Source organism: Streptomyces mabaensis, assembly GCF_053763515.1.
Genome location: NZ_JBSOPZ010000012.1, coordinates 1 through 23,162, shown reverse-complemented (window position 1 = coordinate 23,162; position 23,162 = coordinate 1). Strand labels below are relative to the sequence as shown.

Below are 23,162 nucleotides of genomic sequence, written 5' to 3'. Positions count from 1 at the left end.
CGCAGGAGCCGCGCCATGAGGATCGTGCACGTCGTGACGGTCGTCTGCGACGACGGGGCCTTCGGCGGACCGACGAGCGTGGCCGTCGGCCAGCTCGAGGAGTTCGCCGCACGCGGCCACGAAGTCACGCTGCTGTCCCTGTGGCGTGGCAGGTCCCGGGCCCCGGAGCGGATCGGCTCCGTGCCGCTGCGGTCGAGACCGGCCCGCTCGGTGGTCCCCGGCCAGGGCTTTCTGGGGCTCATGCATCCCCTGCTGGTCCGCGACATGTGGCGGACCATGAAGGATGCCGACGTGGTGCACGTCCACGCCGGCCGCGATCTGGTCTCGCTCAGCGCGCTCACGCTCGCCGTACTGCGGCGCAAGAAGGTCTTCGTGCAGACGCACGGGATGGTGGAGCCCCGGCACGGCATCGCCGCCCGGCTCTTCGACCGGGCGTACATTCCTCTGCTGCGCAGGGCCCGTTGCTGCCTGGTCCTCACCGAGAGGGAGGGGCGGGTGCTGGCCGAGGTCATCGGGCCGGACGGTCCGCCGCTGCGGACGCTGCCGAACGGCGTACGCCCCCAGACCGAACGCGAGGAGCGGGAGCCCCGAAGCCGTGAGGTGCTCTTCCTCGCCCGCCTGCACCCCCGCAAGCGCCCCGAGGCGTTCGTCGAGATGGCCGCGCTGGTCCACAAGGAGGTGGCGGACGCACGCTTCACCCTTCACGGGGCGGACGGCGGATCGTTGCCGCTGGTCCGCGAACTGATCGCATCCCGGGGCCTGGAGACGGTCGTCGCCTACCGCGGCGCACTCGAACCCGCCGACGCCGTGCGCGCCTTCGCGAAGGCGTCCGTGTACGTACTGCCCAGCGTCAACGAGCCGTTCGGCATGACCATTCTCGAATCTCTCGCCGCGGGTACGCCCGTGGTCTGCACCGACACGTGCGCCATCGCGGACGAGCTGGCCCGCCGCGGCGCGGCGATCGTCACCGACGGCAGCCCGCAGGCGATGGCCGGCGCGGTGTGCGATCTGCTCGGTGACGAGGAGCTGCGGCGTTCACTCGCCGAAGCGGGACGCCGTGCCGTCGAGGAGGTCTTCTCCATCCGTGCGGTGGGAGACCGGCTCGAAGAGATCTATCACCGGGAAGGGATCTCGTAAGCCCCGCGTCCGGTATGTCAGCCCGCTCGATGGCGCCGGTTGAGATACACATGCCCTTGATGTCGTTAAATCCTGTCACATACGGATAAGTGGGGGCAGCGCGGGTGCAGAGTGGTCAGGTCCGTAACGTGGCTGCGGTGAGCGGCTGGGCGGTCGTACTGATCGTGCTGCTGCCGGGATTGCTCCTCCAGGAACTCGACGTGCGCTTCGGTGCGGCCCTCGCCGTGCAGTGCGTCGTGGTGGCGCACACCGGCGGCGCCCTCGTCCGGGTGCTCACGTCGACGACGGTCCGGCTGGTCGCCTTCGGTTTCTGGCTCTTCACCTACGTATGGCTCGGGCTGGCCCCGCTCGCCATGCTCGCCACCGACGAGTACCCCCTCGACTACCGGTCGGGGGAGAGCACCGCCTTCACCGCCACCGTTCTGATCGAAGTCGGACTCCTGGCCTACAGCGCGGGAGCCGCCCTCGCGGCCAGGCACGCCACGGACCGGTCCGTCGTTCTCGAGGCGGTGCTGTCCCGCAGGGTGTCGCCGCTGCCCGTGCTCCTGCTGTGCGCTCTGGCATGCGTACTCGCCGTCGCGCTGATCCCCCAGCAGGGCGGGCTCGAAGCCTTCTTCACCAGCCGGCAGGCGGTCCGGGAGGCGGGCGTCGTCGCGGACCCGGCCCACAGCGCGACCCGCGTCCTGGTGGCCTGGTCGATCGCCGTGCCGGCGTTCTGGGCGCTGGTGGCCCTGGTGCACGTGCCGCGGCTGAAGAACGGAGACCGGCTGCTGCGCGGCCTTCGCTGGATGCTGCTGCCGCTCCTGCTCGCCCTCAACGTCGTCGTCAACAATCCGATCAGCAGGCCGCGCTTCTGGGCCGGGACCGTTCTGCTGACGCTGCTGTTCGCATCGAGCCGCATGTGCCGTCCGCGCGCGTTCCGCATCGCGGCGGCAACGCTCATGGCCACGGTGCTGCTCGTCTTCCCGTACAGCGACTACTTCCGCTACGACGAACGCGAAGCGGTCACCGTGGTCTCTCTCGCCGAGCAGTTCACCACGAACATGGACTACGACGCCTACCAGCAGATGCAGACCGGTGTCGACTATGCGCAAGACACCGGGTTTTCGCCGTCATCCGCCCTGGGGCCCGTCCTCTTCATGGTGCCGCGCTCGGCCTGGCCGGACAAACCCCAGGCCGGCGGCATCCAGATCGCCCAGTTCGCGGGTTACGACTTCCACAACCTCTCCGCGCCCCTGTGGATCGAGAGTTACCTCTGGGCCGGCTTTCCGTCCGTGATCGTGGTCTTCTGCCTGCTCGGTGCGGTCGGGCGCCGGACGGACGACATCCGTCACCGGATCCGCGACGGCCACGCCACTCTGGCCGCCCTGCTGGTACCGGCCTTCGCCATGTATCAGCTGATCCTCCTGCGCGGCAGTCTCATGGGCATCGTCGGGCCGCTGTTCCTGCTCGTGACCATTCCGTTCCTCATCACCACCCGCGGCGCGCGGACACCCCGGCTCACGTCAGCGGCGGTGCCGGCCGGCACCGCCGGCCACGCAACAGTCTCCGGAACAGGAGGGCATCCGTGATCGGCCCCACCAGCTTTGACGACCGGTACAACGAGCCGGACCAACTGCGCGACCAGCTACGCCGACTGCTGAGGTACCGCGCGGTCCTCGCACTGGGGATCGCACTCGGGCTGCTCGGCGGAGTGGTCCTGGTGCTCTTCCGTGCCGACCACTACACCTCCACCGGCGAGGTGGTCGTCCGTTCGACGGCCGACCCGTTCAGCTCCAGCGTGTCCATCGACCGCCAGCTGAGCATGGCCACCGAGCGGCAGGTCGCGCTCAGTGCGACGGTCGCCGGACGCGCGGCGAAGGAGCTGGGCGGAAAACCGGCCCCCTATGGCCTCCTTCAACGGGACCTGAGGGTGAGCAACCCGCCGGACACCCAGGTGCTGCGCTTCGAGTACACCGCTGCCACCCCCGGCCGGGCCGCCCGCGCGGTCAACGCCTTTGTCGAGGCCTACCTGGCCGACCGCAAGGACAGGACGGACGCCATGGTGCAGCGGATGGCGACCGCTCTGGAGGAGCGGCTCGCCGCCCTGGGCAAGCAGCGCGCGGACTCGAGCGGCGCTGCGAAGGCGGCCGTGCAGAGCCAGATCACCACGCTGCAGAAGCGCCTCTCGGATCTCAGGATCCGCGACACGACGGGCGGGGACATCGTCCGCAAAGGCGAACCGCCCACCCGGCCCACCGGACCCGGTCCCGCGGTTCTCGTCGGGCTCGCCCTGCTCGGCGGACTCACCCTCGGCGTCATGCTCGCCTGGCTGCGTTCCGTCCTCGAACCGCGGGTGCGCTCCGTCTCCGATGTGCAGAGCAGCCTCGGTGCTCCGGTGCTGGGCATCCTGCCCGGTGCGCCGGAGGACGACGAACTGCTGGTGGTCGGCCGCTCCCACGGCCGGCTGACCGAGGCCTACCGTACGCTCGCCTTCCGGCTCACCCACGACGAACGGTCCGCCGGCCGCAACAGTCTGCTGGTGCTGGCACCGAGAGAGCACCGGAACGCCGCCGCCGTCGCCGTGAACCTCTGCGCCGCCATCGCGGAGACCGGTCACGACGTGGTGCTGGTGGACGCCACCCGCACCGCGCCCGCACTCGCGACCCGGCTGCCGCTCCTGCCGGACGGCTCCGACGACCTGGTCGTCGACGCGGGCACGGCAGGCCGCTTCGCCCTCCACTCCGCCAAGCCGGGGACCGAAACCGACGGTTCGCCCGTCGCACCGAGGGCGACCCACCTCCTGCCCGCCACCGACCCCGCGACCTCGGTGGTGGTCCACACGGGGGCGCTGCTCGACCACGCCGACGGCCTGGCGCCGGCGCAGCGCGTCGACGGCGTACTCGTCGTGGGCGGCCTGAACCTCACCCGGCACGACGACCTCAAGCAGGTACGCGAACTGATCTCCTGCGCCGGTGGCCGAATCGTGGGCGCGGTGCTCGACACCGGCGCCCGGCCGCGCGGGCTCGGTGCCGTTCTGGGCATCGCCCGCCGTCGCCGGAAGAAGGGCGCAGAGGTCATCCCGGTCCTCCCCGAAGCCCGGCCGCAGGCGAGCGCGGCCGCGCAGGACACGCAGGACGAAATGCAGGACGAACCGCTGACGGCCGCCAAGGGATGACCGCATCGGGTACCGCCGTACCCGCCTCGGACGAGACGGCCACCCCGAACGGGGTGGCCGCCACCGCGCGAGGCGGCTGGTGGGGCTTCCTGGGATCGGGCGCGAACGCCGTCTTCGGCTTCGTCCTGGTCGCTCTGACCACCCGGGTGACAGGGCCCTCCGGGGCGGGTGCGGTTTTCACCGGCGTGGCTGTCTTCACCATCCTCAGCAACGCCTGCAAACTCGGCGCCGATACGGGGCTGGTGCGCTTTGTCTCCCGCGACCTCGCGACGGACGGGGGCCGCCGGGTGGCGGCGCTGGTACGTACCGCCGTCGTGCCGGGAGCCGTGGCGAGCACCGCGGCCGCCGCGCTTCTCTTCTGCTCCTCCTCGCCGGCCACCTGGCTGCTTCCGGCGATGGACCCGGCGGACGCGCAGACGCTCATCCGGCTCTTCGCGCTGTTCCTGCCCGTGGCCACGCTGTCCCTGCTGCTGCTCGGTGCGACACGCGGCTACGGCACGGTGCTGCCTTTCGTGGGTGTCGAGCAGATCGGGAAACCGGTCCTGCGCGTACTGATCGCCGTCCCGGTCGCACTGCTCGCACCGGGCGTGCTGACACTCGCCGCCGCATGGCTCCTCCCCTCGCTGGCCGGCGCCGTGGTGGCCTGGCTCGCCCTGCGCCGGTGCCGCTCCGTCCACCCGGGTACTCCGGGCCGGCCCGGAAAGACGTTCCCCCGCCGGGAGTTCTGGGCGTTCGCCGCCCCCCGCGCCATCTCCTCCGTCTTCGACATCGGCGCGGTATGGGTCGGCGTCATCATGCTGTCGGCACTGGCGACGACCGAGGAGGCGGGCCTCTATACGGCCGTCGGCCGGGTCGTCACCGCGGCCACGCTGCTCCAGCTCGCCATCAGGCTCGCCGTCGCTCCGGAGATCAGCCGCCTGTTCGCCATCGGTGAGACCGGCCGGGCGCGCGCCCTGCACCGGATCTCCACCCGCTGGATCGTGCTGTTCTCCTGGCCGGTGTTCGTGCTCCTCGCCTGCTTCCCGGGCACCGTACTGTCCGTCTTCGGGCCGGGGTTCGACCAGGGCGCGATCGCTCTGCTCGTACTGTGCGCGGCCTCGGCGGTCAACATCTCGGTGGGCAACGCCCAGACCGTGCTGCTCATGGCGGGCAGGAGTTCCTGGCATCTGGCCGTCACGGGCGCCGCTTTCGCGGTGCAGGTGCTCACCGCCCTGGTCACGGTGCCCCGTTGGGGCGTTCTGGGCGCCGCGGTGTCGTGGGGCGTGGCGATCGCCGTGGAGAACCTCGCGTCCGCCACGCTCGTCCGGCACCGTCTCGGCTTCACGACCGTCGACCGGGGGTACCTCGCCGCGGCCGGAGTCGGGCTCCTCGCCACCACGGCTGTGGCGCTTCCCGCCCGGATGGTGGCCGGCGACACGGTGGGAGGACTCGCCGCGGGAATCACCCTGGAACTATGCGTACTTAGTATAAGTTTGTGGCGATATCGTACGACGCTGGGTCTGAACGATCTCATCGATGCACTCCGCAGACGATCTTCTCAGCCGCGGCACCGCAGGCTCCCGGTACCACCCTGACCGCAGTCGTTCCTCCGCCCGATCCTCGCCCATATCGCTGCCATGCCCGGGGTTTCCATGCACTTGAGAACAGCCACCAAGAGGATCGCCGGTACGGTCTGTGCCACGGCCTGCCTCGCCGCCGCCGCCCTCGCCGGAGCGCCCGGCTCCGCGGCGGCGGAGGAGACCGTACTGACGGCGGACGCACTGGCCACGTGGCAGACGAACGGAATCGTCTGGTCGCTCGCGTACGCGCGCGGCGTCGTCTTCGTCGGGGGCACTTTCACCGCGGTCCGTCCGCCGGGTGCGCCGGCGGGTGAGAAGGAGAAACCCCGGACCAACTTCGCCGCATTCGACGCCGCCACGGGTGACCTCCTGCCCTGCGCTCCCACCTTCACCGGTGCGGCCGGCACCGTGCGCGCGCTGAAAGCCTCGCGCGACGGTTCGGTGCTGTACGTGGGCGGTTCGTTCGACCGGGTCGGCTCCACCCGGGTGAGCCGCGCTGCCGCACTGAACACGGCCGACTGCTCACTGCGCCAGGACTTCAGACCCGCGGTGTCGGCGACCGTGCGGGCCATCGACGTGACGAACACCGCCGTGTACATCGGCGGCGACTTCAACGTCGTCGGCGGGCAGACCAGGAACCGTGTCGCCGCACTCAGTCCCAGCGGAGCGCTGCTGCCGTTCAAGGCGGTCCTCGACCGGCCGGTCCGGGCCATCGCGGCCGCCGAGAAGCACGGAAAGATCATCGTCGGCGGCGACTTCACCGCGGCCAACGGCCGGCGGTCGCAAGCCCTCGTCTCCCTCGACCCCACGACCGGAGCGACCGTCCAGACGTACCGAGGCTGGATCCCGGACAGGTCGACCGTCAAAGCCCTCGCGCACGACGGCACGCACTTCTACCTGGGAGGCGAAGGCTCGGGTCGCGGGTCCTTCGACGGACGCATCGCCGGATACCTCGATTCGGGCAGGATGCGGTGGAAGGACACCTGTCTCGGCGCCACCCAGGCTGTCGTGCCCTATCGGGGTGTCCTCTACAGCGGATCGCACGCCCACAACTGTGACCAGACCCCCGGTGGCTTTCCCGAGCACCACAACCGCCAGCACTTCCTCGCGAACTCGATCGAGGACAAGACCATCCTTCACTGGTTCCCCGACACCAATGAGGACCCGGTACTGGGCGGTGCCTCCGTGGGACCTCGGGCGATGGCCAGGGCCAGGAACGTCATCTGGGCGGGCGGTGACTTCACCGCCGTCAACGGGCAACCCCAGCAAGGACTGACCCGCTTCGGCGCCGGCCCGGACACCGGAGCGCCGGCGGTCCCGGCGATCGCTGCCTCCCGGACCGGAGCCACCAAGATCACGCTCCGCTGGCGTGCCACGTGGGACCGGGACGATGCCGAGCTCACGTACCGGATCTACCGCGACGGCGCCCTGCTGACCTCGCTCACCGAGCGTTCCGCCCACTGGGACCGACCGCAGATGAGCTTCACGGACTCCGTGGCGCGGAACTCCGGTCACCGGTACTCGATCCGGGTGACCGACGGGGACAACACCTCACCCCATTCGGCCGCGGTCACCGTGCCCGGTGTGTCCGCCGCGACAGGAACGGCAGGAGAGGCATGAGGAGAAAGCGCGTCGGATTCGCACCCGGCGTATTCGACCTGTTCCACGTGGGGCACCTCAACATCCTCCGGCAGGCACGCGCGCACTGCGACTACCTCATCGCCGGTGTCCACGCCGATGACACGGTGCTCCAGATGAAAGGGCGGGCGCCCGTGGTCCCGCTCTCCGAGCGGCTGGAGATCGTCAAGAGTGTTCGTTTCGTGGACGAGGCCGTCCCCGTGTCGGAACCGGACAAGATCAAGGTATGGAAGAGCCTCGGGTTCGATGTCGTCTTCAAGGGAGATGACTGGCGGGGCACGGAAACGTGGAACGCACTCGAAGAGAAATTCGGGAAGCTGGGTGTGGACGTCGTGTACTTTCCCTACACCCTGTACACGTCGAGCACATTGCTGCGCAGCGTGCTCACCCACCTCAACTCCCAGGTACCCGCGGCCTCCGGCTCAGGACAGTTCCCGGTACCACTTCACGAGAAAGGCGGCCAGGAAGAGGGCATGAGCCACGAGCAGAGCGCAGTACAGCCCGAGAAAGAGATGCTGGCTTCCCAGGAATAGGAACAGTACGCAGAGCATCCCGTGATCGACGGGAAGGAGCAGCAGGGAGCGCAGCGCCGAGGGCGGCTTCGCAAGCACCACTTCCTGCTCCTGCTTCCGCTTCAGCTGTTCGACCAGGATTCCGGCGAAGAAGATGACTACGGCCGCCAGCTGGAAAGCCATCGGTGCGAGCAGGAAGAGCGGGTCGGGCAGGTCGAAGAAACGGTAGAACGAGATCAGCACCACCAGGTGGAGGCTCACGATCTTCGCACAGTCGAGAACGTGGTCCAGCCACTCTCCCGAATTGCTTCCGGACCGCCGGTACCGCGCCAGCTGTCCATCCGCCGAATCAAGTGCGAACCCCACCGCCAAGGCGAGGAACACGCAGAACGCCAGGGCGGGGCCGGGCCGCACCAGCGCGACGGCGAGCAGTGCCGGGAAGGTGAACAGGGCCCCGGCCACGGTGACCTGATTGGGAGTCGCCCCGATCCGGTACGCCAGGGCCGCGAGCAGACGACCAGCCGGGCGGTTGACGAACAGTGTGTAGACCGACACACCCTTCGCGGACTTCTGTGCCGTCGAGAGCAGCCTGACCACTGCCGAGAAGTCGCTCACTTTGCCCCTGTTCTTAGCGAAATACAGGAAAGGACCGGATTATGACAGATGTGGAGGGTGAGGCGCCCGGAGTCAGCCGTAGAAACCTCCTGCGCGGTGGTGCGGTCCTGGCCGGCGCGACGGTTCTGGCGAACGGAATTCCGGCGTTCGCCGCGGGCCCCGGGCCGGACTTGGAGGGATGGCAGAACCGGCACGACATCGGTGCGGGGCGCCGCCTGCCCTTCTGGTCGCCGTCCGTGGTGAACATCGTCACGGACTTCGGGGCCACGGGTGACGGGGAGACCGATGACACCCGGGCATTCGAACTGGCCTACCGGTACGCGGCTTCACGCGTGACCGAGGGGATCGGCCGCACGGTCATCGACATCCCCGCCGGCACGTTCCTGGTCACACGCGCGCACGCGCTGCTCAACGGCACAGCTCCGCCGCGACCCGCCAACGGGCTGCGCTTCCGTGGCGCCGGGAAACGCATGACCCAGATCGTCTTCCAGCCGGAAACGGGGCCGGGCTCGTACCTGTGCCGCAACGAGGACGTCTGGGCCAACCTGATGTTTGAACAGATCCAGTTCCGCTCGGCCACCCCGGGAGCGTCGTTCTTCTACTCGTACTCGACCGGGCAGGCGCAGGACTACCGCTTCTCGGAATGCGAGTGGATGGGTGAGTGGGAGTACGGGCTCGCTCTGGACGGCACCGACACCAACTCCGAGATGCGCTGGGAAGCGTGCCGGGTCGGCGGTGCCTACCGCAAGGCGTTCCTGTACTCCGGACTGTCGAAGCGAGCGCCCGACCCCCAACGGCAGGACCAGTTCCTCAACTACTGGTTCAACGACATGAAGGTCGAGTACGAGTGGGGCAACTTCCTGGAGTTCCCTTACGGAGGCTCGATCACCTGCAGGGGCGGCTCGTACATCATCGTGGGCCGACGCCCCGAGGTCAGTCCGGAATACGGCAGTAGCAGTACCTTCTTCCGGTTCCCTCAGGGCCAGCACCACGACTCCGTCCAGCGCTTCCACGCGGCGGACATCCGCTTCGAAGTACGCGATCCGGACGTGCGGGTCATCGACTGCTCGTGGACCCGCGGAACCGTCAGCTTCAGCGACTGCGACGACACCGCGATGTCGTTCAAGGACTTCTCCGCGGAGGTCAGCCCACACCGCTACGCGATCGGTGCGCGCGGTCCGCTGATCCGATACGACTCCTGTCAGCTGACCGGACGCCACGAGTACCGCCCTTCCGTACCGGTCGAGAAGATCCCGAAGGTCGCGCGGTACGACATGTGTCTGCTGAGGAGCCACGCGGCGAGCGATTTCATCGTCCTCGCAGGCGGGGACCCCCAGCGCGTGGTCACGTTCGTCGACTGCATCGACGAGCTGAACGGCGCGGCCGCGCAGACGCCCGCACCAACGCCGCCCACCGCGGCCCCGGCCCCCGCACCTACCCCCACCGCCATGGCGGCTGTGCCGGTCACACCGACTCCGGGGGCGACGCCAGGCCCTGCGGCCCCCGCCGGATAGCCGCGCACAGCGTCGGGCGAAGCTTCACCGGCGCCCGTACAGCAGGACGGGTCAACCCGAGTGGCACGCCTCTCACGCACGGTCAAGACTCCTCGCAGGAGCGGTCGCGAGGCGCGGCGGTTCTCGTCGCGCACGACCTTCGGCGTTCCCTCACACGCGTCCCCTTCGACGCAAACTTCACGAGAGGTGGCAACATGGCATGCTCAGCGCGTAGGGCGCCGATTTCTCCCCGATCAGGTTGGGCCGCGCTCACAGCCGTCGTCGCTCTGCTGGGTGCCCCCATATTCCAAGCGCCCATGGCAGCCGCGACACCGGTCACTCCTGTCCAGAAGCCGGACGCGGGAATCGGGATGGCCGGCGACGGGGGCGTTCCTTCAGGTGTCTCCACGCTCTCCACGAACCTGACCGTTCCCTGGGGGATTGCCTTCCTCCCGAACGGAAAATCGGCAGTGGTGACGGAGCGCAACACCTCCAAGGTCTGGCGGATCGCACTCGACGGATCCAAGAAGCAGATCGGTACGGTCCCCCATTCGGTGTGGAATGCCGAGAAGCAGGAGAAGGGCGGACTGCTCGGCGCCGCCGTCTCACCGACGTGGAACGGCACGACGGACAAGCGCGTGTTCTTCATGCAGACCACTGCCAAGGACAACCGCGTCGTGAGGATGAACTTCGACGGCACGTCCCTGAGCGGTTACACCCCCGTACTCACCGGAATCCGGAGGGACGGCCAGCACAATGGCGGCAAGATCGCCTTCGGCCCCGACGGGTACCTCTACATCGCGACGGGGGATGCCTTCCAGCCGAGGCTTGCGCAGGACAAGAAATCGCTCAACGGCAAGATTCTGCGGGTGACCAAGAGTGGGGCCGCGGCCCCGGGCAACCCGTTCGGCACGCGCGTCTACAGCTATGGCCACCGCAACCCCCAGGGCCTGGCCTGGGACCGTAACGGGCGCCTGTGGTCGGCTGAGATCGGGCATCGCACGGCCGACGAACTCAACCTGATCAAGCCCGGCGCCAACTACGGCTGGCCCACCTGCGAGGGTTACTGCAGCGCCGCGGGCATGAGCAACCCCAAGAAGACCTGGACGCCGGCCGAGGGATCGCCGAGCCAGCTCGCCATCGTGCGCAACGTCATCTACCTGTCGGCTCTGCGCGGGCAGCGGCTTTGGAGCGTCCCCATCGCCGGGGACAGTGAACGCGTCGGTCCGAAGCGGGAGTTCTACAGCGGCACGTACGGCCGCCTCCGGGCCACCGCCAAGGTCCCGGGCAAGGACCAGCTGTGGCTGGGGACCAGCGATCGCGGGGCCGGCAAGGACCGCATCCTCAAGGTGACCATCACGTAGGCCCCGCGGCGCACGGGCCGATCAGGTCGACGGGGACCGGGCAGTTTGTAACAACTTCGGGCATTCGGGCATGCCGTAGACCGTGTCAATTCAGGACAAAGTGCACCTGATCGACAGGATCGGTCTTGTTGACACCCCAGGTTTCGGAGGAGCTGCCATGCCCAAGCAGGTCGATGTCGTTGTTGCCGGAGGCGGGGGCTTCATCGGTGGCCACCTCGTGGCCGACCTCCTGTCCCAGGGCCTGACCGTCCGTTCCATCGACATCAAGCCGCAGGAGGAGTGGTACCAGGTCAACCGCGCCGCGGAGAACGTCGTCGCCGACCTGTCGCTGCTCGAGAACGCCCGCGCCGGCGTCCGGAACGCGGGCCAGGTGTACATGCTGGCCGCCGACATGGGTGGCATGGGCTTCATCGAGAACAACAAGGCCGCCTGCATGATGTCCGTACTGACCAGTACGCACATGCTCCAGGCCTCGCACGAGGCCGGCGTGAACCGCTACTTCTACTCCTCCTCCGCCTGCGTGTACACCGCCGACAAGCAGACCGATGCGGACGTCACCGCCCTGAAGGAGGCGGACGCCTACCCGGCTCAGCCCGAGGACGGCTACGGCTGGGAGAAGCTCTTCTCCGAGCGCATGTGCCGCCACTTCGAGGAGGACTACGGGTTCACCTCCCGCGTCGCCCGCTTCCACAACGTCTACGGTCCAGAGGGCACCTGGACCGGTGGTCGCGAGAAGGCGCCGGCCGCCGTGTGCCGCAAGATCGCCGAGGCGGTCATCTCCGGCGAGAATCAGATCGAGATCTGGGGTGACGGCCGCCAGACCCGTTCCTTCATGTACATCGACGACTGCCTCCGCGGCACCCAGGTGATCATGAAGGGTGACAGCGGCGTTCCGGTCAACCTCGGTTCCTCCGAGCTGGTCACCATCAACCAACTGGTCGACATCGTCGAGGAGATCGCGGGCATCCGCTGCGAGCGCACCTACCGGCTCGACGCCCCCCAGGGCGTGCGTGGCCGCAATTCCGACAACACCCTGATCCAGGAGATCCACGGGTGGGAGCCCTCGATCGCGCTGGCCGACGGGCTGGAGAAGACCTACCCCTGGATCTACGACCAGGTGAAGCTGGCCCGCCGCTGATGCCTCCCCGGCTCAAGGAAAGCCCCGAGGACAGTAGAGACAACGTGATGAGGATTCTGCTCCACGACTACAGCGGTCACCCGTTCCAGGCTCAGCTGAGCCGCGAGCTGGCCCGCCGGGGTCACGACGTGGTGCACTCCACCTGCGCGGCCTACATCTCCGGCAAGGGCAACCTGGCCGCGGACGCTGACGCGGGCCTTCGTTTCGTCACCATCGGCGACACCGCCGTGGTGAAGAAGGAGGCCTACTTCGCCCGGCTCGTCCAGGAGACCCGGCTCGGGTTCGAGCTGGCCCGTCAGGTACGGCGCGAGAAGCCCGACGTGGCGATGTTCGCCAACCTGCCCATTCCCGTCCTGGTGGTGGTCGCGTCCGCACTGAAGCGGCTGCGCATCCCGTGGGTGCTGTGGCACCAGGACGTGACCGCCGTCGCCCTCAAGAGCTTCGCCGCCGGCGGCGTCTCGACCGGTATGGGCATCGCCGCCAAGGTCTTCGAACAGGGCGAGAAGTGGTCGGCACGACGCGCGTCGGCGGTAGTGGTCATCGCCGACTCCTTCATGCGGGTCCACGAGGAGTGGGGCACGGCCGGCAAGGTCACGGTTATCCCCAACTGGGCGCCGCTGGACGAGATCGTCCCCGTGGCCCGGGACAACGCCTGGTCGGCCACCCATGGCCTCACCGGCCGCAGAACCGTGCTGTACTCCGGCACCCTGGGCCTGAAGCACAACCCCGTCCTGCTGGTGCAGCTGGTCGAGCGGCTGCGTGAGCAGGGCGAAACGGTCCGGCTCGTCGTCGTGAACGAAGGGCCGGCCGTGCCGGTCCTCGAGCGGGCCGCCGCCGCCCACGGCGTCGAGCTGACCCTGCTGCCGTTCCAGCCCTACGAACGGCTGCCCGAGGTGCTGGGCACGGGCGATGTACTCGTCGTGCTCCTGGAGCCGGACGCCGGGGAGTTCTCGGTCCCGTCCAAGACGCTGTCCTATCTGTGTGCCGGGCGTCCGGTGCTCGGGCTGATGCCGGCGCAGAACCTCGCCTCCAAGCTGCTCCGCCAGGCCGGCTCGGCGGTGTTCCCCCCGGAGGAGGCCTCGCTGGGCAGCGCGGCCGGATGGGTCCGCGAGGTCCTGGGCGACCCGGCGCGTGCCGAGTCGCTCGGCAAGGAGAGCAGGGCGCTGGCCGAGCGGGAGTTCGCACTCGAGGGCTGTGCTTCGCGGTTCGAGGAGATCTTGCGGGGCGTCAGCCGCGCCCGTGCGGATTGAGCGCGCCCCTGGGGCGTGCGGGCGAGCCGCGACGGGGGCCGCGCGTGTCGCGAGGGGCGCGAGGCAAGGCTTTGAGACGGTCAGGACCAGCAGAACGACAGAGAGGATCACTCGGACATGGCACACGGCGGAAACGTGATCGAAGAGCTGACGACGGATCACCGCGAGGTGGAGGCGCTGTTCTCGCAGATCGAGAGCCTGCCCATGGGTGATCCAAAGCGTCGGCAGCTCGCGGACGAGCTCACGATGGAGTTGGTGCGGCATGCGGTCGCCGAGGAGGAACATCTCTACCCGGCGGTGCGCCGGTTCGTGGACGACGGCGACGACATGGCCGACAAGGAGCTCGCCGATCACGGCGAGGTGGAGCGCATGCTCAAGGAGCTCGAGGACTGCCGGCCGGACGACGCGAGGTTCGACGCGCTCGTTGGCCGGCTGAAGTCGGCGGTCACCGCGCATGTGGCGGACGAGGAGGACCGGCTGTTCGTCCTGCTGGCCGAGGCATGCTCGGCCGACGCGCTTCGGCAGCTCGGTGAGAAGGTGCGCGCGGCCAAGGAATCCGCCCCCACCCGTCCGCACCCCTCGGCCCCGCACACCCCTCCCGCCAACAAGCTGCTCGCCCCCGGCCTCGGGATGGTGGACCGGGCCCGCGACATGCTGACCGGACGCGGCAAACAGCACTGACGGGCTGATTCAGGGACGAAATGTGGCGGAGGCCACTTACCGCTCTGTGGCCTCCGTCACGCTCCCGTGACCCGGTGGAAGGTAGCGTTCCGGCGAACTCACTCCATCGACTCGGGACGGCCCGGCAGTGCCCGAAACACTCTCCTCGCTCATCGCGGCGACCGCTCAGTGGCTGACGCGCGCGTATCCGGCGGGCGGCGGCGCGATGGACAGCGCTCTCTCGCAGGTGCAGGCGCGGCAGGCCGTGACGGTCGCCGCACGGCTGCGCTATCCGACCCCGATGGACGCCGCGCTGGTCCAGGTGACCGGGCCGGGCGGCTCCGCGCGGCTCGACTGGATCATCGGTGCGGACGGTGCGGGGCTCGACGACACGGGGGAGTACGCGTGGCGTACGTGGGTGGACGAGGTGGTCGCGAGCTGGGCCGCCTGCCTGCTCAGCACCCCGCAGCTGGCCGCGGCCGCGGTCGCCGCCGTCGCCGCCTGCGGGCACCCGGACGGGGCACCGGCCGACTTCCGGCGCCTGACCGCGCCTGACGAGCGTGACCGGCGGGCCGCGGCCCTGCTGCGCCACCCGGACCTGCTCGCACCGATAGCGGAGCTGCATCACGCCCAGCTCCTCGGCCGCCTCCCGGGGCCCGCGCCGGCCCGCTGACGAGCGCTACTGCTCAAGCGCGACCGCTCAAGCACCACTGCTCAAGCGCCACTGCTCAAGCTCAGGCGCACGTCCACGCGTTCATGCCCTGCAGGCGGGCGAGCTTCTTGGCCACCCTGATCTGCTCGGCCCGCGTGGCCAGGTCCGCGCGCGCCGCGTACTTCCGGCCACCGGCGGCCCGCCAGCTCGACTGCGAGAACTGCAGACCTCCGTAGTGCCCGTTGCCGGTGTTGGCGCGCCAATTGCCACTGGACTCGCACTTGGCGATGGCGTCCCAGTCGACGCGCGGATCCGTACGGGGAACCGCGGCGACGGCTCCGGACGCGGGGGCCATCAGCGGGACAGCTGCGGCGAGGACGAGGGCGCCGATGACCGTACCAATACGGGAGACAAGTCCCCCGGCGGCAGCTTTCTGACGTGGCATCATGCGTCGAAACTAAGACCACGTCTCGGGGGCGGCATGTTCTGTTGCACCCATCGGGTGCCGGAAGGAGCGCCCCAGGGTGCGGGACTCACGCGAGTGTTGCCGCCGCTTCCCGTGTCCGGGGATTGGCCGACTCCTTGAACAACACCAGGTCGCACTGGAGCATCTGACCGGCTTTCGGGTCGATGAAGCCGGGCACGATCGACATCAGGGTGAGCCCGAGCTGCCGTTGGGCGATGCTCAGCGCCTCGTCGAACAGCAGTCCGCCCTCGTACAGCGGCACGAACGAAGTCTCCATCTGCAGCCCCGAGATCTTCGCGGCGTATTCGCCGGCCCCGCGCAGTACGTGGCCTTCGTAACCCTGCACGTCCAGTTTGAGGAAGACGTTCTCGCGGGGGGTGACGATCTGGTCCCACAGCTCGTCGAGACGGCGCACCTCGGTGCTCTGCATCCCGGTGTACGAGGCGTGCGGCGCCGCCTGGGAGTGGCGGGGCAGCATGGGCAGCACAGAACTGCTGGCGCCCGCGTTGCCCGCGACGTTCATCTCGGTGGTGCCCGAGGTGTCGCCGAGCGCGTACGGCAGGATCGTCCAGCGGCCGTCGTTGGCCGCGGCACGGTTGAGTTCGGCGCGCGGGCCGGTGAGCGGCTCGAAGGAGACGATGCGGCCGCTGAATCCGCTGCGGCGCAGCATGGTGCCGTAGCCGCCTGCGTGCGCGCCCACGTCGAGGACGGTGTCGATCCCGAATCTGTCCAGGAGTTGCACGAGCTGGGGGCCCGACCAGGACGCCGGATAGCGGCAGACGTCGAAGCCGAGGCGTTGTACGGCGCCGCGGGCCCGGTGGAGGAGGGTTCTCATATGGGTCCCTTACTGGGTTGGTGAGTGACTTCCCGGAATGAAGCGGGCATTCCGGACTCGGGTCGCCAATAAGTTAGCCGCCTCTGACGGTCCGTCGTCTGCGGGGCGTGGTCAGCGGCGTGGCGGGAGCCGGTGCAGGCGGACGTCGGTGAGCCGGCCGCCTTCCGCCACGGCGGTCATGTACGTGCAGTACGGATGGCGCCGCCGGTCCGTGGGCGAGCCGGGGTTGAGCAGCCGCAGTCCGCCCGGGGCGGTGCTGTCCCACGGGATGTGGCTGTGACCGAACACCAGCACGTCGAGATCGGGAAACCGGTCTGCGCAGCGGCGTTCGCGCCCGTCGGCCGGGCCGGTCTCGTGGACCACACCGAATCGCAGACCTCCAAGCCGCGCCCGGGCCACCTCCGGCAGCCGGGCCCGCAGTTCGGGTCCGTCGTTGTTTCCGTGGACCGCGATCAGGACTCGCGCACGGGCCTGGAGCAGGTCGAGCGTGGCGGAGTCCACCCAGTCACCGGCATGCACCACCACGTCGGCCTGCCCGGCCTCCCGCAGCACTTCCTCGGGCAGCTGCCGGGCGCGTCTGGGCACGTGCGTGTCGGAGATCAGCAGCAGTCGCACCACACGCATGCTCCTTATATCGGTGGGCCGATGGAGCGGCGCCCGGCAGAATCGCCGCCATGCCCCGCACCGTAGATCATCTGCTGGCCACGCTCGACCCGCTCCCTCACGCGGCGCGCCTGCGGCACATGGCCCGTACCGCCCAATCGCTCGCTCAGGGCGGTCAGTTGTCCGCCGTGCTGGCGGAACTGGACGCCCGCGGACCGTACGAGCGCCGGCTGGCGGCGCTGGCCGCCCTCGTCGGGCGGCAGACGGACTTCCTCAGCGACCGGCTGGCCGACCCCGACCCGGTGGTCAGCGGATACGCACTGCGGGGCGCCCGCACGATTCCGCTCCCGGACGCGGCGATCGAGAAGGCGTACGAGGACGCCTCCGCCGTCACCCGGCGCCGGCTCGCCCAGGTGGTGCTGGCCGGCGGGCGCACCGCCCTGGCCGAGCGGCTGGTGATACGCCTGCGCGAACAGTGGGGCGACGTCGAAGCGGCCAAGTTGCTGCCGGTGTGCTCGGCGGAATGCGTGACGCGGCTGCTGCCCGAACTCGCGCACGCCGTCGAATCCTGGACCGGGCTCGCCCGCCGTCACCCCGACCCCGTGCTCGACCACGCCGCACGGGACGTGGCCGACCAGCCACGGCACCTGCGCGCGGGGTGGTGGCAGCAGCACGCGCACGGCGTCGCGGCAGCCGTTTCCGCCCGTCCGGAGCGTGTCCTGTCGCTGCTGGAACGTTACAGCCCCGGTGCGCTGCCGCCGCCGCTGTGGGACCGGCTGGGCGCCCTGGCCGGCGCGGACGCCGAGCGCACCGTCCGGCTGCTGATCTCCCCGGACCGGAAGCAGCCACGCCACGAGCCGCTGCCCGCATCCACCGTTCTGCGCCGGCTGGTCCGGGCCGACCCGCCGTCCCTGCCCGCTCTCGGCCGGTACTGGCTGAACCGCCCGCAGCACTTCGCCGCCCTGCTCAAGGCGCTGCCGCCGAGCCGCCGGAGCGACTTCCTCGACGCGGCGACAGCCGGCACCGAGGCCCGGGGCGAACAGGTGCATCCGGTACTGGCTCTGCTGCCGCGCGAGCGCCGCTGGGCGGAGGTCCACCGGTGGCTTCCTCGAGCCCGCGCGGAGGCCTGGTTCTGGGGTGACGTACTGGAGCTGCTCGCGCACGGGCCGGTCCCGCAGGCCCGGCCCGAGCTGCTCGCCGCGACCCGGCGGCCCGATGCCGGCGACCGGGCGCTGGCCTGGCCGCTCCTGATCGCCAACGCCGCCGGCTCCGGCGAGCGGACCGCCGTACACGACGTGCTCGTCCTGATGCAGCGGCTGCACAACGAGCAGGACCCGGTCCGTGCCGCGGCCCTCGACGCGCTCGCCTGCCTGCACCCGGATCTGTTCACCGCCGAGGACGCCGGGCCGCTCGACCGGGTCCTGCTCGACGCCCTGGAGGCCCGGGACAGCTCCCCCCGTACCCGGGCCGCGGTGCGCCGCCTCGCCGTCGCGCTGCTGCGCGAGAACGTCGCGTGCGGTGAGCCCGCGCTGCGGGACTGGGCCCTGCGCGCCCTGGAGCGCATCGCTGCGCATACGTCAGCCGCCGACCTCGGCCCGCTGCACCGCACCCTGCGGCGCGGCCAGGAGCACCAGGTCTTCGAAACCCTGCGGCCCCGGCTGGAGGCGGCAGCGGAGAAGGCCGACCACCGCCTGCTCCTCGGACTCGCCGGCTCGCTCGGGGAGCGGGCGCGCCGGATGCCCGTACTCCAGCGGATGCTGGAAGACGCCCTGAAGCGCGGCGGCGACGACGCGTTCGCCACGGCGGCCCGGCTCTGGCTCGACGACCCCGCGACCCGGGGCGAGCGGGTGGCTGGCATCCTCGCCCTCGAACCGTCGGCGGCCGTCCTGACACCGGTCCAGCACGCCCTGACTTCTGGCCGGACCGATCTGCTGGACACCCTGATCGGCGAGACTCCGCCGTACGGGCGCTTCCTGAAACCCGGCACCCGCCGACCCCTGCCCGCGTTCTGGTACGCCGACCGGTGGCTGCCCCGGCAGCAGGACGCGGCCGGCCGGCTGGCGGCCTCCGCAGCCGCCGACGAGTCCCTGCCGGTCGACGAGCGTGCCGCCGCCGTCCGGGCGGCCGCTCCGGTCCCGGCGCACGGGCGTGCGCTCGCCCTGCGCTACGCCGACTCGCCACAGGTGGTGCTGGCGGAGGCCGCGCTGGGTGCGCTGGTGTGGACGGACCACCCGGCGGATGCACTCACGACGCTGCTTGCCCACGCCGGGGGCGACCGCGCACGGGTCGCGGTGTACGCCGCGGCCCGCGCCGCGCGCTTCGCCGCGCCGTCCGAACTGGAGGACCGGCTGGGGCGGTTGCTGACCGCGACAGAGGGCGTGAAGGTGACCAGCCGCAAGGAGGCGGTCCGGCTGGCGGCGCGGTACCTGCCGCCGCGCCGGGCCGCGGCCCTGCTGGCGGCCACCTACCGAACGCCGGGTCAGCACCCGGACGTACAGGTGGCCGTGGTCGCCTCCTCGGCCGGCTTGCTCGCCGACGAGCGGATGCGGGAGGTACTCACCCTGGCCGCGCAGGGGAATCCGCAGGTGGTCCGGGCACTGGTACGGACCGAGCCCTGGGAGCTCCCGACGACCCACCGGACCAGGTACGCGCGCCTGGTGGGCGAGGTCTGCCGAGCGGCCGACTGCGACGTGGCGCAGGCCGGACTCCGGGTCTTCCCCCGCTGGGCGGGGTACGCACCCGAGGCGGCGGACGCGCTGTCCCGGGCGGTGACCGATCTCGACGAGCGGGCCACCTGGCGCACCGCCGGACAGGGGATCGCCACGCTGGCCGTCTCCGGACTGCCCCACCCGCTGGGCGGCGCGGCCCCGGGAAGCCTGTTCCACCGCACGCTGGCGGCACTGCTCGCGACCGCCCGGGCGGGGGAGGACGAGGCGCCGGCCGACCGGGATCTGCCGGCCCGGCAGCGCGTGCTGCAGCTGGTGGCCGCGCTGCCGGACCGGCCCGGACGCCAGGCCCGGCCGGTCCTGGCGGACGTCGCCGCGCAACTGGCGGACGAGCCGTCTCTCACCGGCGCCCGGGCCGACCTGCTCCGCAGCCTCGTCGACCTGGACGAGGACCTGCCCGCCCTCACCGAGCGGCTGCGGGCCCTGGCGGAGACCGGGCGCGAACGGCCCGCGCTGGCCGCCAGGACGGCGGAACGCCTGCGGTGGCACCACAGCGGTGGGCGTCCCCTGCGGTCTCCGGCGACCGTGCTCAAGGCCGCCGAACACCTCGCGGCCACGGGCGAGTCCGCCGACGGGCTGCTCGCCGTAGGCCTGGTCGCGGCCCTGGGCGGCGGGCTGGACTGGCCCGGCCAGTGGCGGACCGCCCTCGGCGCGCTGCGGCGGCACCCGGTGGCGGACGTACGGGACGCAGCACTGGCGGTGACGGTTCACAACGAATGACGGGAACGGACGAGGGCGGGCGCTGACACGGGAACGGCTCCCGACCAGGAGGTCGGGAGCCGTTCCGGGCCTGATTCGGTGCTGCTGCCCTGCTGTGCCGGGCGATCAGGCGTGTCGGTGGGAGGACCGGTTGCCCGCGATGAGCCGGTAGAGGGCCAGCAGGATGAGCGAGCCGATGATGGCGGCGATCCAGGTGGAGAGGTCGAAGAAGCCGTCGATCGAGTCGACGCCGAAGATGACCTTGCCGAGGAAGCCTCCGAGGAGCCCGCCCGCGATGCCGATGAGCATCGTGATGATGATGCCGCCGGGGTCCCTGCCCGGCATGATGGCCTTGGCGATCATGCCCGCCAGTAGACCGATGAGTATCCAAGCGATGATGCTCATGGGAGTCTCCTGCCTCTGCTGTCTGCATGGCTGCAGCGTCATGCATCACGTGCGCCGTAGCGGGGCTTTTAAACCTCGTGGGGGCGTAGCTGCTTTCTCCGTGCCCCGCTGATTCCGGGCCCGGAATGTGTGCGCTGCCCGAGCCGACCGAGCGCAGGCCGCTGCGCGAAGCGTCCGGGTCGAGATCACGGTGGGCCAAGCGGGAGGGTGTCACTGGGCGGGGTTGTCAGGCGAGCGGTTGAGGAGGAAATCGCCGGCGCGCGCGTTGACCTGGGCGCGGGTGCGGCCCGGGTGGTCGGCGGCGAGGAAGTGGCTGCCGATGGCCATGCAGAAGGCGAGCAGGCTGCGGGCCTCGACCTCGTCCGGGTCAGGGCAGAAAGTGCTGATCGCGTCACGGAGCAGCTGCATGCGTCGGTTGTCCACGCGACGCAGGCGGTCGGCGACCGCCTGGTCGCGGCGGGCCCAGTCGCGGATGGCCAGGTCGATGGGGAACAGGCGGTCGCTGGAGAAGGTGAGCTGCCCGGCCAGCCGGACCTTGTCCAGCACGTCGCCACTCTCGTGCTCGATCCGGTCGAAGACGTCGTCGACGCACTCTCGCTCCCAGGCGTCCAGCATCTCCGTCAGCAGTGCGCCACGGTCGGCGAAGTAGCCGTAGAACCCGCCCTTGGTCACCCCGAGGGCCTTCGCCAGGGCCTCGACGCGCACGGCATCCACACCGCCCGTGGCCAGCGCCCGCAGTCCCTCTTCGACCCACCTCTCGCGCGGTGTGCGCAACGCACCCATCGTGTGCCCTACCTCACTCTCTCAACCCGTTGTGCGGGGCCGTATAACCGACCTAGCCTCGACGTATACGCCACCGTATAACACGCTGCATGGAGCATCGACATGACGCTTCCCCCCGGCCAACGTGCCGTCGACGGTTTCCCACGCTTCGGCACGCATCTCCATCACCCACCTCCGCCTGTCTCCGCCGACCCGGTGATCGAGATCGGCGGGGCTCTCACCGAGGCCATCACCCTGTCCGTGACCGACCTCGCAAAGCTGCCACGACAAAAGCTCCGAGCCGACTTTCATTGTGTCGCCGGATGGTCGGCAACCGACCTGCTGTGGGAAGGAGTCGCGTTCGAGACCCTCTACCGCATGCAGGTCGAACCGCTGCTCGAGTCGGACGCGTCGATCAGCCATATCGTCTTCGAAGGTCTCGACGGCTACCGGTCGGTCGTGTTGCTTGAGGATGGCTTGGCCGACGACGTGCTCATCGCCGACCGTCTCGGCGGGCGACCGCTCGACAGCGACCACGGCGCTCCGGTGCGGCTGGTCAGCCCCGGCCAGTACGGCTTCGTCAGTACAAAGCACCTCTGCCGCATCAACTTCCACACATCCGAACCCCCCGATCCCGACCGGTGGTCGCCCCTCGCGGCGCACCGCAGGGCGAGGGTCTGGCAGGAGGAACGTCACCGCTATCTACCCGGCCGTGTGGTGCGGCCGGTCTACCGGGCGCTGATCGGGCCGATCCGAGCACTGAGCGCCCGAGGCAGTCGCACATGGCCGCGGTGATGCCGCTCACTCCGCTCCGACTGGGTCGAGCAGGCAACTGCCGTGCTTAGGCTCACCGCTGCCATGGACCGCGGAACCCGGGGTAACTGGTTGAGCGAATTCACGGCAACGACCAGGAGGCGCACCGATGAGCAACGGCCCGGACGCGGCGAGAAACGAGACCGAGGACGAGCGGGCGGACCGCCAGTGGGGCGAGTTGGTGCAAGAGGTCCGAATAGCCCAGACCGGTGTGCAGATCCTGCTCGGCTTCCTTCTGACGGTTGCGTTCACCCCGCACTTCCAGGAACTGGCGAGCTTCGACAAGGCCGTGTACGTCACCACCGTCGTGCTGGGATCCGCCGCCACCGGGGCGCTGATCGGCCCCGTCTCGTTCCACCGGATCGTCTCCGGCCGCCGCATCAAGCCGAAGGCGGTGGTGTGGGCGGCGCGGCTCACGTTCACCGGACTGCTGCTGCTTCTGGCGACACTGACTTCGGCGCTGCTGCTCGTGCTGCGCGTGGCGGTCGACGACGGGTGGGTGCCCTGGCTGGTCTCGGCGGTCGTCGCCTGGTACCTCGTGTGCTGGTTCGCGCTGCCCTTCTGGGCGCGGCGACGCTACAGCGTGGAGTAGGAAACGGCAGTGGGGGGGGGGGGGGGGGGGGGGGGGGGGGGGGGGGGGGGGGGGGGGGGGGGGGGGGGGGGGGGGGGGGGGGGGGG

At 70.2% G+C, this 23,162-nt stretch carries 20 protein-coding genes and 1 pseudogene; 15 read left to right on the top strand and 6 right to left on the bottom strand.

Annotation, left to right across the window (positions count from 1 at the left end):
- Nucleotides 1–15: 15 nt before the first annotated feature.
- The 6 genes and pseudogenes from ACWV17_RS12805 to ACWV17_RS12780 all read left to right on the top strand — a co-directional run.
- The gene (locus tag ACWV17_RS12805) at nt 16–1,137 is read left to right on the top strand and encodes a glycosyltransferase (protein WP_455359770.1); all 1,122 of its coding nucleotides are present in this window, start codon (nt 16–18) and stop codon (nt 1,135–1,137) included.
- Between the two features lie 137 nt (nt 1,138–1,274).
- Entirely contained in the window at nt 1,275–2,708 is a 1,434-nt protein-coding gene (locus ACWV17_RS12800; RefSeq protein ID WP_455359769.1) for a hypothetical protein, read from the top strand.
- Nucleotides 2,705–4,294, top strand: coding sequence for a hypothetical protein (locus tag ACWV17_RS12795; RefSeq protein ID WP_455359768.1), 1,590 nt, complete (start codon nt 2,705–2,707; stop codon nt 4,292–4,294). Before ACWV17_RS12800 ends, ACWV17_RS12795 begins: the two co-directional genes overlap by 4 nt.
- A complete protein-coding gene (locus ACWV17_RS12790; RefSeq protein WP_455359767.1) occupies nt 4,291–5,868 on the top strand; it encodes an oligosaccharide flippase family protein in 1,578 nt (525 codons plus the stop codon). Before ACWV17_RS12795 ends, ACWV17_RS12790 begins: the two co-directional genes overlap by 4 nt.
- 57 nt (nt 5,869–5,925) lie before the next feature.
- The gene (locus ACWV17_RS12785) at nt 5,926–7,473 is read left to right on the top strand and encodes a fibronectin type III domain-containing protein (protein WP_455359766.1); all 1,548 of its coding nucleotides are present in this window, start codon (nt 5,926–5,928) and stop codon (nt 7,471–7,473) included.
- A pseudogene (locus ACWV17_RS12780) lies at nt 7,470–7,910 on the top strand (adenylyltransferase/cytidyltransferase family protein); the annotation flags it as partial. The gene ACWV17_RS12785 and the pseudogene ACWV17_RS12780, both read left to right, overlap by 4 nt.
- Nucleotides 7,911–7,913: 3 nt before the next feature.
- Here ACWV17_RS12780 and ACWV17_RS12775 read toward each other — a convergent pair.
- The gene (locus ACWV17_RS12775; protein ID WP_455359765.1) at nt 7,914–8,618 is read right to left on the bottom strand and encodes a CDP-alcohol phosphatidyltransferase family protein; all 705 of its coding nucleotides are present in this window, start codon (nt 8,616–8,618) and stop codon (nt 7,914–7,916) included.
- 41 nt (nt 8,619–8,659) lie between these two features.
- Between ACWV17_RS12775 and ACWV17_RS12770 the strand changes: the two genes are divergently transcribed.
- The 6 genes from ACWV17_RS12770 (at nt 8,660) to ACWV17_RS12745 (ending at nt 15,196) form a co-directional block, all read left to right on the top strand.
- Nucleotides 8,660–10,132: a glycosyl hydrolase family 28-related protein gene (locus ACWV17_RS12770; RefSeq protein WP_455359764.1), complete on the top strand. Its 1,473-nt coding sequence runs from the start codon at nt 8,660–8,662 to the stop codon at nt 10,130–10,132.
- 296 nt (nt 10,133–10,428) lie between these two features.
- Entirely contained in the window at nt 10,429–11,475 is a 1,047-nt protein-coding gene (locus ACWV17_RS12765) for a PQQ-dependent sugar dehydrogenase (protein ID WP_455359763.1), read from the top strand.
- A gap of 157 nt (nt 11,476–11,632) precedes the next feature.
- Nucleotides 11,633–12,613, top strand: coding sequence for an NAD-dependent epimerase/dehydratase family protein (locus ACWV17_RS12760; RefSeq protein WP_455359762.1), 981 nt, complete (start codon nt 11,633–11,635; stop codon nt 12,611–12,613).
- A gap of 47 nt (nt 12,614–12,660) precedes the next feature.
- The gene (locus ACWV17_RS12755; protein WP_455354764.1) at nt 12,661–13,863 is read left to right on the top strand and encodes a glycosyltransferase family 4 protein; all 1,203 of its coding nucleotides are present in this window, start codon (nt 12,661–12,663) and stop codon (nt 13,861–13,863) included.
- A gap of 117 nt (nt 13,864–13,980) precedes the next feature.
- Nucleotides 13,981–14,544, top strand: a complete 564-nt coding sequence (locus ACWV17_RS12750; RefSeq protein ID WP_455354763.1) for a hemerythrin domain-containing protein — start codon at nt 13,981–13,983, stop codon at nt 14,542–14,544.
- 127 nt (nt 14,545–14,671) lie between these two features.
- Entirely contained in the window at nt 14,672–15,196 is a 525-nt protein-coding gene (locus ACWV17_RS12745; RefSeq protein ID WP_455354762.1) for a hypothetical protein, read from the top strand.
- A gap of 61 nt (nt 15,197–15,257) precedes the next feature.
- Here the strand turns inward: ACWV17_RS12745 and ACWV17_RS12740 are convergent, their stop codons facing one another.
- The 3 genes from ACWV17_RS12740 to ACWV17_RS12730 form a co-directional block, all read right to left on the bottom strand.
- Nucleotides 15,258–15,530 (bottom strand): transglycosylase family protein, encoded by a 273-nt coding sequence (locus tag ACWV17_RS12740; RefSeq protein WP_455359884.1) that lies wholly within the window; start codon nt 15,528–15,530, stop codon nt 15,258–15,260.
- A 178-nt stretch (nt 15,531–15,708) separates the two neighbouring features.
- Entirely contained in the window at nt 15,709–16,476 is a 768-nt protein-coding gene (locus tag ACWV17_RS12735) for an FkbM family methyltransferase (RefSeq protein WP_455359761.1), read from the bottom strand.
- 111 nt (nt 16,477–16,587) lie between these two features.
- The gene (locus ACWV17_RS12730) at nt 16,588–17,091 is read right to left on the bottom strand and encodes a metallophosphoesterase family protein (RefSeq protein WP_455359883.1); all 504 of its coding nucleotides are present in this window, start codon (nt 17,089–17,091) and stop codon (nt 16,588–16,590) included.
- A gap of 59 nt (nt 17,092–17,150) precedes the next feature.
- Here ACWV17_RS12730 and ACWV17_RS12725 point away from each other — a divergent pair, with 59 nt between their 5' ends.
- Nucleotides 17,151–20,525, top strand: a complete 3,375-nt coding sequence (locus ACWV17_RS12725) for a hypothetical protein (RefSeq protein ID WP_455359760.1) — start codon at nt 17,151–17,153, stop codon at nt 20,523–20,525.
- A gap of 105 nt (nt 20,526–20,630) precedes the next feature.
- Here the strand turns inward: ACWV17_RS12725 and ACWV17_RS12720 are convergent, their stop codons facing one another.
- Together ACWV17_RS12720 and ACWV17_RS12715 are read right to left on the bottom strand one after the other, a co-directional pair.
- Nucleotides 20,631–20,909, bottom strand: a complete 279-nt coding sequence (locus ACWV17_RS12720; RefSeq protein WP_455354758.1) for a GlsB/YeaQ/YmgE family stress response membrane protein — start codon at nt 20,907–20,909, stop codon at nt 20,631–20,633.
- A gap of 210 nt (nt 20,910–21,119) precedes the next feature.
- Nucleotides 21,120–21,692: a TetR/AcrR family transcriptional regulator gene (locus tag ACWV17_RS12715; RefSeq protein ID WP_455359759.1), complete on the bottom strand. Its 573-nt coding sequence runs from the start codon at nt 21,690–21,692 to the stop codon at nt 21,120–21,122.
- A gap of 102 nt (nt 21,693–21,794) precedes the next feature.
- Here ACWV17_RS12715 and ACWV17_RS12710 point away from each other — a divergent pair, with 102 nt between their 5' ends.
- Together ACWV17_RS12710 and ACWV17_RS12705 are read left to right on the top strand one after the other, a co-directional pair.
- The gene (locus ACWV17_RS12710; protein ID WP_455359758.1) at nt 21,795–22,466 is read left to right on the top strand and encodes a molybdopterin-dependent oxidoreductase; all 672 of its coding nucleotides are present in this window, start codon (nt 21,795–21,797) and stop codon (nt 22,464–22,466) included.
- A 127-nt stretch (nt 22,467–22,593) separates the two neighbouring features.
- The gene (locus ACWV17_RS12705) at nt 22,594–23,076 is read left to right on the top strand and encodes a DUF6328 family protein (protein ID WP_455354755.1); all 483 of its coding nucleotides are present in this window, start codon (nt 22,594–22,596) and stop codon (nt 23,074–23,076) included.
- Nucleotides 23,077–23,162 lie beyond the last annotated feature (86 nt).